The 13,447-nt window shown below is 62.2% G+C and carries 6 protein-coding genes; 2 read left to right on the forward strand and 4 right to left on the reverse strand.

Translation table 11 applies throughout. The annotated features are described in order from the left end of the window. Positions 1-35 precede the first annotated feature (35 nt). On the reverse strand, positions 36-4,211 hold the full coding sequence (locus F4V43_RS20030; protein WP_317983788.1) for a S8 family serine peptidase: 4,176 nt from the start codon (positions 4,209-4,211) through the stop codon (positions 36-38). A 429-nt stretch (positions 4,212-4,640) separates the two neighbouring features. Between F4V43_RS20030 and F4V43_RS13440 the strand changes: the two genes are divergently transcribed. Both F4V43_RS13440 and F4V43_RS13445 read left to right on the forward strand, forming a co-directional pair. Next, entirely contained in the window at positions 4,641-4,940 is a 300-nt protein-coding gene (locus F4V43_RS13440; protein ID WP_150458760.1) for a GNAT family N-acetyltransferase, read from the forward strand. Positions 4,941-5,106: 166 nt separating this feature from the next. Continuing rightward, positions 5,107-6,663: an ABC-F family ATP-binding cassette domain-containing protein gene (locus F4V43_RS13445; protein WP_150458761.1), complete on the forward strand. Its 1,557-nt coding sequence runs from the start codon at positions 5,107-5,109 to the stop codon at positions 6,661-6,663. Between the two features lie 185 nt (positions 6,664-6,848). Here F4V43_RS13445 and F4V43_RS13450 read toward each other — a convergent pair whose 3' ends face one another. The 3 genes from F4V43_RS13450 to F4V43_RS13460 form a co-directional block, all read right to left on the reverse strand. Then, positions 6,849-9,887, reverse strand: coding sequence for a DEAD/DEAH box helicase (locus F4V43_RS13450; RefSeq protein WP_411898464.1), 3,039 nt, complete (start codon positions 9,885-9,887; stop codon positions 6,849-6,851). Between the two features lie 101 nt (positions 9,888-9,988). Further along, positions 9,989-11,416 (reverse strand): hypothetical protein, encoded by a 1,428-nt coding sequence (locus tag F4V43_RS13455; RefSeq protein WP_150458763.1) that lies wholly within the window; start codon positions 11,414-11,416, stop codon positions 9,989-9,991. Further along, entirely contained in the window at positions 11,413-13,167 is a 1,755-nt protein-coding gene (locus F4V43_RS13460; protein ID WP_150458764.1) for an SWIM zinc finger family protein, read from the reverse strand. The genes F4V43_RS13455 and F4V43_RS13460 overlap by 4 nt, the downstream gene beginning before the upstream one ends. Between the last annotated feature and the right edge of the window lie 280 nt (positions 13,168-13,447).

Raw genomic sequence — 13,447 nt, forward strand, 5'->3', positions numbered from 1 at the left:
GCAGGAGCCCAGGGGCAGATGGCTTGAATGGCCGATTAGTTGATCAATCCGGCCTTGCTCAGCAGCTGGTAGAGAGCGGCGGCTGCCGTCTCGCGGCTGGCGCTGGCTTTTGGATTGAAGCTGGTTCCCTGATCGGCAGAGATAACGCCCGCAGCGGTCAGCGATTGAATGCTGTCCTTCGCGTAAGGCGCGATCTTCGCGCTGTCGGCGTAGGCCGACAGGGACGGATTGGTCTTCAGCTCTGTGCCGGTCAGCTTAAGCGCCCGGTCCAGAATGACGGCCAGTTCCTGGCGGCTAACCTTCTGTGTCGGTGCGAACTTGCCGCCGCCTACCCCGAGGATGAGGCCGGCCTTGGAGGCTGCGGCAACGTCAGCGGCGTACCAGTCGGTCGATTTCACATCGGAGAAGGAGGCCTTGGCATCGGTGCGGAGACCGAGCGCACGGGTCAGCAGTGCGGTGAATTCCGCACGGGTCAGGCTGCTCTTCGGCGAGAAGGCAGTAGCCGAAGTGCCTTGAATAATCAGCTTGTCTGACAGCTTCTTGATGGCGTCTGCCGCCGGGGAAGAAGCGATATCCGTGAAGGCCGCTGCCGGCTTGCTTACAGCGGCGTAAGTCGAGAAGCCCGGACGGCTAACCGTGACGAGCGTTGTTCCGTCGGACTGCGGAGCGAACTTGGAGGCAACCGGCGTTACAACGCCGCCTTCTTCAAACAGTACGCCTCCGGTTTCTACTTTGCCCGGTACGGTGAACGAGCGGTCGATGAAGACGTTGACCGGCGTGTTCAGATACGTGCTTCCCGTAGCGGTAGTCCAGGCAGCCTCGAAGGAAATCGGTGTGCCGATTACGCTGGCTCCGGTTACGCTGGCGGTCAGCTTGGCCGCTGCTTCCGGGGCTTGCTTGATGTCCAGCTTCAGGCTGGCGCCCGCAGGCGTGCCTGTCAGCAGCGATACCGGCAGAGCGACGGCCGAGCCGTTCACGCTGACGACAACGGTGCTGCCTGTCTGGAGACCGGCCAGTTTCTTCACCTGGTCGCCGGTCAGGTTGACCGTGGCGGCTTTATCGGTGGTCGCCGGAATCGTGATCACGACAGCCGTTTTGCCGGTTCCGGCGGCCGTCAGCGCCGCAGTCAGGGCCGTATCCGCTACGGTAACGGAAGATACGCCGTTCGCGGAAGTAACGGTTGGAGCTACCGCCGCCTGCTTGGCATCCGCATCCACAACGGCCGCTGCCGTAGCAGGTACAGGCGCCGCAGGAGCAGGGGTTACAGTGCCGCTTCCGGCACCGCCGCCAGTGCCGCCGCCGCTGGAGCCTCCCGTGGAAGGAGCGGTTGGGTTGGGGTTGGCAGCATCGATGTAACGGAATGCGGTGTAGGCGGTGTAATAATCATCGTTGAGCAGGTCAATCTTGACCGGGAGCTTCGTATTGTCCTTGGCCTTGATGCCGACAATCTGAATCTTGTACTCGCCGGCTGTCAGCTTGGCGGTTACAGGAGCTCCGCTGGCGTCGAGAACCGGATTGCCCTTCTCGTCATACGGATAATAAGTCGAGCCGATGACTGTGCTGTACGTATACGGGCCGAAGTATTGGGATGGAGATCCGGTACTGTTCACTTCGAAGTAGCCTCTGGTCTTGTCGTCAAGCCCGACGAGATCCACTTCATAATAGTTGATATCTTCGGCTTTGATCTTGAAGTTCAGAACATTCGTTTCATTGTTGTACATCACTTTGTTCTGGAGAACCGGCTCCTGGATGCCTGTGCCCCAATCCGGCTGATTGGTCGTCTCATCGACCGAGATGGCAAATGGCAGATGGAGTGTCGGCAGACCAGGCGAAGTCAGAACGACATAGCCTTGGTACATGCCGGGCTCGGCATCCTTGGCCACCTGAACATTCAGGTTGAAGTCATCAGTGCCATAAGCACTGGCCGTTACGGATTCAGCGTCAAGACTTGCTTCAACGCCTGCCCCGCCGTATGTCCACTCAATAGAAGCCGAGTAGGCTACGGAGCGATCGCTCTTGTTCTGAAGCTGAAGCGTTCTGCTGTCCGACGAGCTTGGCGTCAGTGTGCCGAAGCTGGTCGAAGGGTTGAAGTTCGTAATAGCCTGCTTCTGGTAGTTCTTGTCCAGAATCGTGATCGGTTCAACCGCTCCGAGAATCGCCGGAGTCTTGATGGCATTCTCCACGTTGGCACGACCAGGTCCCTGGGCGTAGAAGTCTTCCGGATAGACGACGCCCTTCTCGGTATAGGTCAGAGCTTGAGAAGTGTTGGCCAGAGCGGCGCGAACGTCCAGAGGCGAATACTCGGGATGCGCCTGAAGCAGCAGCAGCGACAGGCCGGCTACGTGCGGCGTTGCCATACTTGTACCGCTGATCCGGTTGTAGGCGTGCTCGTAAGAAATTTCAGGATGATCCTTGCCGTATGCCGGCCAGGTGGACAGAATACCGTCGCCGGGAGCCACGATATCCGGCTTGATGCTCAGCTTGCCGTCGGTGTTCGGGCCCCAGGAGGAGAAGCTGGTGATTTGGTCCCCTGCGGACATGGACGGATGGTAGTCGTTAGGGAAAGTGAAATAGACGTCTTTGTCCGGGTTGGCGAGAATGGCTCTCGCAAGCTGCCGGCCGGTGCTTCCCTTGATATCAAAGGTCGGGATGTTGTCGAAGCCATCTCCGAGCGTAGTGCCGATGAAGCCGTCGCGGTCCTTGATGCTCTCCGACAGATCCGCTGTATTATACCAGGTGTCTTTATTGTTAGGGTCAGGCTTGACTGTCTTGAAGTTGCCGTTAAAGATGACCACAGCCTTGGCGTTTCTCTTCTTGGCGTTGGCGATCTTGTCGGTAAAGGCCAGGTCGCCGCGTGAGATCAACACCACCGCATCGCTAAGATCGGCATTCTTTGGATAGTCGTCGTCGGCGCCAAGATCGGCGTAGACAACGCGGACAGGGGCGGTGCCCAGAATGCCGGTAAAGTCGTCATTGCCGAGTTCATAGCCCATGAGGCGGAACTCATAATCGGTGGCATAAGTGGCATTGGTGACCTTTGCCGCAATGGCCGCCTTGAACGTGCCGGAGAACTGCTTCACCGGACTGTTAACCGCTCCGACGGCAATGCCGAGCTGCGATACCGCCGGCGAACCCATCGTGAAGTATCCGGGTCCGTTGTTGCCGTTGGCGATAACGGCAGTCACGCCGGACAGAACGGCGTTATTAATCGCGATGGAATCGGGAGAGTTCACATCCTTCTCGCTGTCCGATCCCAGAGACAGGTTAATGACGTCCATGTTGTCCTTAACGGCATGCTCGATGCCGTCGATAACCTGGGCGGAGGAGCCGGAAGAAGTGCTTGGATCGTCCAAATTGCGTCCAAGTACTTTATAGGCGTACAGTTCCGCGCCGTAGGCAACGCCCTTCTGGGCGATCTCGCTGTCCTTGTATTGGCCCACGATCGTACCTGCTACGTGGGTGCCGTGATACGTGCCCTCGTATCCGACATGATACGGGTCGTTGTCTTTGGTGAGCGGAACCTCTTCGTACGGATCATTGTCCTGATAGAAGGAGTCGTATCCGCCTTTGTAGGCGTCCTTCAAATCGGGGTGGGTGTAGTCCACGCCGGTGTCGATGACGCCGATCTTCAGCCCCTTGCCGGTGTAGCCCATGTCCCAGGCGTTGGTGGCATGGATCTGCTGCAGAGGCGCAATATCATTGCGGTACGTCTCTTCCGTAACCGTCGTCTGCTGGTCGGGGAGCGCATACCAAGTGCTGTTCGGATAGATGGAGGCGACGCCCGGAATCTTCGCAAGCGCCGGGATTTCGTCGGCTGGAATGGTAACTTCAAAACCGTTCAGAACGGTGTCGTACTGGTAATTGACGGTCAGGTCGATGCCCTTATCGTCAGCTTTGTCCAGAACGTCGGACTGCTGGCTCTTGACCGAAGCTTCCGTAGCGGTCTTGGCCAGAGCTGTAATGCCCTGCTTCGCGGCGTACTTGCCGACGGCTGCCGGCTGGCCGCTGAGCTGAACGATAACGCGGACATCCTTCGAGGATTTGGTGTTGATCTCTGGTGAAATATAAGGCGCTGCGGAATTCTGAGTCAAAGATTGCTTCTGCAGGCTGTCCGACGAGGCTGCGAAGGCAGCGCCCGGAATCATGCCGGCCGTCACTCCCAGTGACAGAGCCAGAATGGATGCCTTGCGAGGTAGTTTGTTCCACTCCAAAATAAAATCCCCTCCGTGTCATATGTTCTGAAAAATTACTCATTCCCCCACCGACCGTACCGGCCCCGCGGTCCTCCTCTCAAAACCTATTGAATTTCCGTCCGGAATGGTAGGAAAAATATTAACAAGATTTTACCACCGGTAAAATGCAAAATCTACTCCAAATTTCAGAAAGGCCCCGCAATTTCTGGAATTTAGAGCCAAATAACTAACGCGAGTAGGTGAAATGTTGTGAAATTTTGAACAAAAAGCAGGCACTTTGATCTCGAAAATAGTACGCTTTTGTCTAATAAAGTCAGATAACATGCCACAATGACTATTTTAAATTTGCGCAAATCTCTGCGTCTTAGCAGAATCCCTAGCAGATTCATAGGGGATGGGAAGAAAGTGGAGCGGATTGGGTAAGTTAAAAGAGAAGGAGGGATTGGCATGGAACGAAAGGACTTTAGCGATGTGGGTGAAATCGTGAAGGAGCATCATGCTTTTGTTATCCGGACGGAGGAAGGGCCGATCGGCGAGATCACGTATGTGCCGGCGGATGAACATACCTGGATTGCCGACCACACCTATGTGTCCCCGAACTACAGGGGCGGCAATATCGCCCAGCGGCTGCTGCAGCGGCTGGTGGAGGAAGCGCGGGAAGAGGGAGCCAAGATCATTCCCCAGTGCTCTTACGTCGGCGTCCAGTTTCGGAGAAATCCGGAATACGCCGATGTGTGGAAGCACTGAGACGGCGGCGAAAGGCCGCCGTTCCTGATCGTGAGCAAGGCAAGCGTGCCCCGGAACGGGACGCTTGCCTTTTTTGCCGACGCGTGCCGTGAAAGATTGTTGAGCTTTAAGGGTGTCGTCCCTTATAATATAACGATCAAATAAGAAAAAAAGGTGTATATTCCAAATGAGCATATTGAATGTAGAAGGTTTGAGTCACGGCTTCGGAGATCGTGCGATCTTTAAGGATGTATCCTTTCGTCTGCTGAAGGGCGAGCATATCGGACTGGTCGGGGCGAACGGCGAAGGCAAATCGACCTTCATGAATATCGTGACCGGCAAGCTTCAGCCCGACGAAGGCAAGGTCGAATGGTCCAAACGGGTGCGGGTCGGTTACCTGGATCAGCATGCGGTGCTGGCCAAGGGAATGACGATACAGGATGTGCTGCGCAGCGCCTTCCAGTATCTGTTCGATCTGGAGCAGGAAATGAACGACATGTACGGACGGATGGGCGATGTCACGCCGGAAGAGCTGGACAAGATGCTGGAGGAAGTCGGCACCATTCAGGATACGCTGACGAACCAGGATTTCTATATGATCGACGCCAAGGTGCAGGAGACGGCCCGCGGTCTCGGCCTGACGGATATCGGGCTGGACCGGGATGTGTCGGAGCTCAGCGGCGGGCAGCGGACGAAGATTCTGCTCGGCAAGCTGCTGCTGGAGAAGCCGGACATTCTGCTCCTGGACGAGCCGACGAACTATCTGGACGAGCAGCACATCGAGTGGCTGAAGCGCTACCTCCAGGAGTATGAGAATGCGTTCATTCTGATCTCCCACGACATCCCGTTCCTCAACAGCGTCATCAACCTAATCTATCATATGGAGAATCAGAAGCTGACCCGCTATGTCGGCGACTACGACCAGTTCCAGCAGGTCTACGAAATGCGCAAGCAGCAACTGGAATCGGCGTTCAACCGTCAGCAGCAGGAGATTGCGGAGCTGAAGGATTTTGTGGCCCGGAACAAGGCGAGCGTGGCGACGCGCAACATGGCGATGTCCCGGCAGAAGAAGCTGGACAAGATGGAGATTATCGAGCTGGCCAAGGAGAAGCCGAAGCCGCAGTTCAACTTCCGGGAGGCAAAGACGTCCGGCAAGCTGATTTTTGAGGCCAAGGAGCTGGTGATCGGCTATGACAGCCCGCTGTCCCGGCCGCTGGACCTGACGATGGAGCGGGGCCAGAAGATCGCGCTGGTCGGCGCGAACGGCATCGGGAAGACGACGCTGCTGCGCAGCATTCTGGGCGAAATCCCGGCGCTGTCGGGTTCGGTGGAGCTGGGCTACAACCTGGAGATCGGCTACTTCGAGCAGGAAGCCAAGGAAGGCAATTACAATACCTGCATCGAGGAAATCTGGGAGACGTTCCCGTCTATGAACCAATTCGAGGTCCGCGCAGCGCTGGCCAAATGCGGTCTGACGACGAAGCATATCGAGAGCAAGATCGCCGTCCTGAGCGGCGGCGAGAAGGCGAAGGTCCGGCTGTGCAAGCTCATTAACCGCGAGACGAATGTGCTCGTGCTTGACGAACCGACGAACCATCTGGACGTCGATGCCAAGGAAGAGCTTCAGCGGGCGCTGAAGGCCTACAAGGGAAGCATTCTGCTGATTTCCCATGAACCGGAATTCTACCGCGAGATCGCAACCGACATTTGGAACTGCGAATCCTGGACCACGAAGGTCTTCTAAGACAGCAATTCAGGTTCGGACCGGGAAGGACAGGACCTTGTCTGTGTTCCTTAAAAAAACAGCCGTGCGGACGATACCGCACGGCTAATTTTTGGCCTATTGCCAACAGAGGGAAGCTGCGGCTTCCGGTCGGTTGGCTTTTTTGCTGTGGCCCGAAGCCGGGAGTCCCGGACCTCGAAGCCCCTCTACCACTGGCGCCTCAGCGTAACAAGTTCCCGGAGCGCATCGGTGGACAGCTCCGTAATCCAGTTCTCGGACCCGGCGATGATGCTGTCGCTGAGCTGCTGCTTGCTCTCCAGCATATCGTCGATCCGCTCCTCCAGCGTGCCGAGCGAGATGAACTTATGCACCTGTACCTGCCGGGTCTGCCCCAGCCGGTAGGCGCGGTCCGTCGCCTGGTTCTCGACGGCGGGATTCCACCAGCGGTCGAAATGGAATACGTGATTGGCGGCCGTCAGATTAAGCCCCACGCCGCCCGCCTTCAGCGAGAGGATGAAGACGCCGGGCTGCTTCGCGCCCGGAGGCAGCGGCTCCGCGCCGCCGCTCTGGAACGCTTCGATCATCCGGTCGCGCGCCTGCTTGGCTGTGCCCCCGTGCAGATACAGCACGGGCTCTCCCAGCTCCTCCCCGAGCACGCGGCGAAGCATCCGGCCCATTCCGAGATACTGGGTAAAAATCAGGCAGCGCTCGCCCTCCTCGCGCAGCTCGCGGACCATTGCAAGAAGCCGCTCCAGCTTGGCGGAGCCGGCAACCAGCACGGCAAGGTCCGGGGCCTCCAGCTCTTCGCCCCCGTCTTCGGGAAGCAGCTCCTTGTTCAGCAGCAGCGGATGGTCGCAGAGCTGCTTCAGCCGGGACAGGGCGGCCAGGATGGCGCCTTTGCGGCGCATGCCTTGAAGCTGCTCCATCTCCTTCATCAGCTCGCTTACAGTTCCTTCGTAGAGCGAAGCCTGCTCGCCGGTAAGCGCGACATAGGTCTTCGTCTCATTCTTCTCCGGCAGCGCAAGCTGAATGGAGGGATCGCTCTTCTTGCGCCGGAGCATGAACGGACGAATCAGCAGCTGCAGCTCTGCGGTCCGCTTCGGATCGCCTTCCTTCTCGATCGGCGCAGCGAACCGGTCCTGAAAGGCTTTGGCGGAGCCGAGGTAGCCGGGGAGGAGAAAGTCATAGATCGACCACAGCTCCGCCAGGCGGTTCTCGATCGGTGTGCCGGTCAAGGCGATCCGGTGAACTGCCGGAAAGGAGCGGACCGCCGCCGACTGCTTCGTCCCCGCGTTCTTGATGTTCTGGGCTTCATCGAGGCAGACGGCCGACCACATCTGTCCGGCCAGCAGCTCCCGGTCCAGCGACGCGGTGGCATAGGAGGTCAGCACGACATCGGCTCCCGCTGCAAAAGCGGCGAATTCTTCCTCACCGGCTGCCCGCGACGGCCCGTAATGCAGCCGGACGCGCAGCGAAGGCGCGAACCGGGCAAGCTCCTTCTGCCAGTTGCCCAGCACCGAAGTCGGGCAGATGATGAGAGAGACGGAGTAGGGCGGACCGCTGAAGCCGTCCCGGCCGCCGCTCTGCTCCCGGACGTGCAGCAGATAGGAAATGAGCTGCACCGTTTTGCCGAGGCCCATGTCGTCGGCGAGACAGGCCCCAAGGCCGAGGCTGCGCAGAAAGGCCAGCCAGGCGAAGCCCTCCTGCTGATAGGGGCGCAGGGTGGCCTGGAGATCGCGCGAAGGCGCGGGCTGCGGCCAGCCGCCCTCGGCCAGCTGGCCGAGCAGCTCGGCGAACCGCCGGTTCAGCTCGACGTCCAGCTCCGGCCGCAGGGCGCCGGCGTCCTCGGCCGGATCGCCGTTGTCCTCCGGCGGCTCCGGGGAAGCGAAGGCGCCCGAGCGGCGCAGATGCAGCTGGAGCACATCCTGGAAGGAGAGGCCGCGCCGCTTGTCGATGCCGTCCATGACGCGCCGGATCTGGGCGAGCAGCTCGGGGTCGAGCGGAACCCACTGGTCCCGGAAGCGGACCAGCCGCTCGCCCCGGGCGACCAGCTCCGCGAACTCTTCCTCGCTGAGATCGGCCTCGCCGATGGAGATGCGCCAGTCAAAATCGACGAGCGCATTCAGGCCAAGCTGCGAGGGGCCGCGCTTCTTCCCGTCCTCTTCGCGGAGCTTCGCCTTCACCCGCGGCTTCCGCCGGCGCGCGGCTTCCCACCAGGCCGGCAGGAGCACCTGCCAGCCGGCTTCCAGCAGACGGCGGCTGTGCGCCGTCAGGAACTGCCAGGCCGCCGTGTTGTCCAGCGGCCGGCTGAGCACGTCGCCGCCGGCCGCGAGGCGCTCCGGCGGCAGCGCGGCCCGCAGGCTCGCCAGCCAGCCGGCGGACCGTTCCGCGGCGTGCGGCGCCCAAGCCGCGGGCCACTTCCCGGCCGCGGTGCCGTCCGCGGCCAGAGCGGCCGGGACCAGGACCGACGGGTCGGCCTTGTCCTGGAGCGCAAGCTGGAGCTGCCATGCGGCTCCAGGCTCGTCCGGCTGCGGCTCCAGCAGCCGCAGCAGCGGGCGGAACGGGGCCGTGTCGGCTTTCCAGCCGATCGCAATCAGCCAGCTCTCCGCGCTCATTCCGGCTGCCGCCAGAGCCCCGCCGCGTTCGAACAGCGCCGGATATTCCCGGCGCAGATCGGCCGCTTCGCTCTCCGTCCCGTACCAGGTCCGGAAGACGGCGGCCGTAAAGGCGGCCTGGACCGCCTCGGCGAACTCGGCATTCTCCTCCAGCCGCCGCAGCGCATAGCGGGCTGCGGCCGCCCGGTCGGCAGCGCTCTCGAGGCCGCCGTCCGTACCGCCTTCCGCCGCTGCTCCCTCCAGAGTTGCGGCGCTCTCTTCGCCTTGGCCGTCTTCTTCGTCCGGGCCGCCGGCCGCTATTGGGGCTTCGCCGATCCGCCGAACCTCGGCCGCGAGCTCGGACCGGTCCCAGATCCATTCCAGCCGGCCTTTGCGGTAGGCGGAGAGGGAGGGCGCGTACGCCCGCTTGCGGACGCAGGCCATCAGCGGACCGGCGAGGCCGGTCAGGGGCGCGCCGTCGCCTTCCCACTCCCAGCGGATATGCCGGAGGAAGTGGCCGGGTTCCGCAAAGTAAGGCAGCACCATCTCGGCAGGAAGCACAATCAGCTCCAGCTCGCCCAGCCGCCGCACCTCCAGCTCGGTGCCGTACAGCGACTCTTCATGCCAGGCGAAGAGGCGGTGCTTCAGCATTCGTCCCGGCAAGGAACCGCCTTCCTCATTCAGGGCATAGAGAAGGGCGTCGCCGTATTCGCTGAGGGCCATCTGGACAGTCAAGGCATGGAGGGTTCGGTTCATGATGTCGATCTTCCTTTCTTGTCGGTGTGCCGGGAGAGAGGTTCTTCAGAGCCGGCCTTAAGGGGGTTCAGCAGGGAGCGCAGCGTCCCGGCAAGGTCCGGGGCAAGCCCGCCGCTCAGCTGCTCGCGGACGAACCGGTCCTGCCTGCGGCGCATCTCCGGGCTTGGCCCGTTCTCATGCAGGCTGCGGAGGCGCTCTTCGAGGAGACTGCGCAGCTCCGCAGCGAGTCCGGGGGAGCTCTCCATCTCCGCCTCGACCCGCTTCATGTACGCCCAGTCGTCGTAATAGGGCGGCCTCGGGACAAGCTCTTCCCAGTCAAGGAAGAGACCCCGGTCCAGATGAGCCTTCATGAAGCGGGTATAGCGAAGCTGGCCGGCGTTCTGCGGCGGCAGAACCACCGGCGTTAGGCCGAGATACAGGATTTCGCAGAGGGTGGCAAAGCCCGGCTGGGCCGCGACGACCGGATATTCGGACAGCTTCCGAAAGTACTCTTCCGGCGGAAGCGTGCGGCTTCCCGCGAGAAGGGCGGAGCCGCACATCTCCATGCCGGGAATTCCGCCAAGCGTGTCGTTCATGAGCTTCCGGTAGCGGTTCTGCTCGGACATGCCGCCGAGCACGGCCAGCGTCCGCCCAAAGGGAGCGTCCGGCGAAGCGGGGAGGTCCGGCGCAGAAGAGGCGTTCGGCCGGGTGTATTCCGCAGCTGAAGGCGAAGAATCCGGGGGGCTGCCGCCCCGATCTGTGTCCCGGCAAGAATCCGGGGCGCAGCCCCGGCCTGTGCCGCTTCGGAAGAGCTGCCCGGCTTCCCGCCGGGCAGCCGGCAACGAGTCCAGCACGGTGTCCAGCGCCTCGTCCAGAACAGGCGGAAGGAACCGGGTGCCCGCGGGCTCCAGAAAGGCGCGCAGCCGTTCCCCGCAGGGAACGAACTCTTCGACCAGACTGAGGTCCGCCGTCAGATGAGCCAGGATGGAACGCTTCTCCCGCTCCTCCAGATAAGCACGGTCATAGGTCCGGCCCGCAGGACGAAGCAGTTCCTGAAGCTCTTCGCCCGAGGCGGATTCAAGAAGCCGGTCCGCTTCCTTCCGGTACACCGGCAGGGGAGCCGGAGGATCGTAGAGCCAGAAGATGAGGTCGGCGTAGACGACGCGCAGTCCGGCCTTTTTGGCCAGAATCGCAAGCCGGCTGTTCATGACTGAGAGCAGACAATCGTAGCGGGACAGAAGCGCCATCGCATCCGGCAGAAGGGGCGGGAGCGGGATGGGCTGAAGCTGAAGGCTCGCAAAATACTCGTAGCTGGTCTCCGAGCCGATATAGTCGGCCTGCCGCGGGTCGATTCCCAAGCGGCGGAGCAGATGAACGGCATTGGCCGAGGGGCCAAAGCCTTGGGCTTCGGCGCAGACGAGCAGCCGGGGGGACGGTACAGTCATGGAATCAGCTTTCCTCTCCGCAGTTCTTCCTGAAGCGCGCGCAGGCGGCTGTGCCGGACCGAGAAGCCCAGCAGATAGCCTTCCCATTGCTCGGCGCGCCCGAGCTTTTTATAGATTTTGGCCAGCCGTTTCAGCAGCCGGACGGCCGCTCTGTAATCCTGCCGGTTCTTCCCGTCGATCAGCCGCTCCACGGCCTGGTGATAAAAAGGCAGAAGCAGCGCGGGTTCCCGCTTCTCGATCTCCTGCAGCTCCGCCGCCCGGAATTCCGCCGGGTCACTCCCGGAGCTTAACAGCAGATCCATCCACTCGCGGTAGCGGCCGCGGGCCTTAAGCTGCTCCTTGTACATGTCTTCACCGAGCGGACTCAGCTCATCCAGCGTCCGCCACATCCGGCCTTCCGCTTCCGGCCGACGTTCCAGCACCGCGTTCCAGTAAGCGGAGTAATCGGCCAGCCGGGGGTAGCGGCACTCCCGTAGCAGCGCTGCGGCCCCGGACAGCCATTCGAGCAGGCGGTCCCATTCCTCCAGCTCCGCGAGCCGCTGCCAGTACAGATTCATCCGCTCGGCGGAGAACCCGGGCAGTTCGGCGGCGGACTTAAGCGCCTGCCGCGCGTCTTCGTCCCGGCGGAGAATCAGCGCCATCCAGGCGGCAGCCAGCAGGCGCTGGAGCCGCCCGGACGGGGAGGAGCGGACCGGCTCCTCGGCGAGCAGGACGTCCAGCTCGGCCTCGCACCAGGCCAGATCGGGCATTCCCGGGAGCAGCCAGCTTCGGGTGAAGGCGAAGTAGAGATCGGCGTAGAACGATTGCTCCCGCGAGTCGGCCAGCATTTCGGCGCGGAGCACCGCAAGCGTCTCCAGCATCCGCGCAGCCAGGGCGGGCTCTCCTTCGCCCTCCGGCGGTCCCGACTCCGCCGCTTCCGCGAGCTCCCGCTGCAGGCCCGCAATGGCCAGATGGGTAAAATACCCCGGCGTCGCGGCCCAGCCCGGAAGCCCGGCCCGGCCCGGCGGCGGCGCGGTCAGCCGGTGCAGGACGAACAGCCGGGCGTGCAGGCTGTAGAGCTTGCCGATGCCGGGCGGAAGGGGCGGACAGCGGTCCAGCAGGGCTGCCAGCGCCTCCTCGGCGTAGCGGGGTGTACGGGGGGCGGCGTCGAGCGAAGCGGTGCAGAGCGCGAAATATTCCCGCCAGCCCGCTGCGGTCATGGAAGGGATCAGCGCCGCCCCTTCCTCTGCCGGGTCCCGTCGGCGGCGATCCCGCCCCGCTGCACTGCGAACGGCGGCCGGGGCGCCGGACGGTTCAGGTCCGGTCAGGCGCTTCCCGTCCGGGCGTGCCCCCGCTCCGTACAGCCTTTCCTGCTCCGGACCGGCCTGCCGCTCCTCTTCCGCGCGGTGCGGCTCGGCGGCTGCCGCAGGTCTCGCCGCGCCGGCGAAGCGGGCGTTCGCAAGCTGCTGAACCGGCCGCCCGGCCAGCGCCGCATAGCGCATCAGCGCCGCCGCCATATGCTTGCACGGCTTGCCGGCTCCGCAGCCGCAGCTGCCGGTCTCCGGCTGCCGGAGCGGGACCTCGGCCGTATAGGCCTCCCGGTCTGTGACAACAGCCCGGACCAGGTCCGGCTCCGGCATGGCGAACTCGCCCACGCGGCCCTGCTTCTCGTATTGGAATCCCTGCTTGAGCGTCAGATCTTCAAAACTCGCCGCCGCGCTTGCCAGCAGCGCCTGCCAGTCGTCGTCTCCTGGCGGATAGAATGCTTCCATATTTGAACTCTCCCGGGTGGTGAAGTTGATTTTATTCAGTATAGCATTTTTTCGCCGGTGCTTTTGTGATGAACAGAGCCTCATTGCAGACCGGACCCTAATAAGGCAGCCGCCCCGATATTCGGAGCGGCTGCCTTGTTGGCGGCGGCTGGCCAGGAGGACCCTGGCGGAGCTGCCGTATCCGGCTGGCCTTGAGGGGGCCTGGCGGCCTCGTCGTATCCGGCTGGCCTGGCGGCCTGACGGAACGGGTGCCTCTGGCGGTCCATGCCGACCCGGCACT

The organism is Paenibacillus spiritus (assembly GCF_008710135.1).
Classification (GTDB): Bacteria; Bacillota; Bacilli; order Paenibacillales; family Paenibacillaceae; genus Paenibacillus_AQ; species Paenibacillus_AQ glufosinatiresistens.

Coding starts and splice junctions, on each gene's coding strand:
- F4V43_RS13440 (WP_150458760.1), top strand. CDS start 4,641: ATGGAACGAAAGGACTTTAGCGATGTGGGTGAAATCGTGAAGGAGCAT.
- F4V43_RS13445 (WP_150458761.1), top strand. CDS start 5,107: ATGAGCATATTGAATGTAGAAGGTTTGAGTCACGGCTTCGGAGATCGT.
- F4V43_RS13450 (WP_411898464.1), bottom strand. CDS start 9,887: ATGCTGAAGCACCGCCTCTTCGCCTGGCATGAAGAGTCGCTGTACGGC.
- F4V43_RS13455 (WP_150458763.1), bottom strand. CDS start 11,416: ATGACTGTACCGTCCCCCCGGCTGCTCGTCTGCGCCGAAGCCCAAGGC.
- F4V43_RS13460 (WP_150458764.1), bottom strand. CDS start 13,167: ATGGAAGCATTCTATCCGCCAGGAGACGACGACTGGCAGGCGCTGCTG.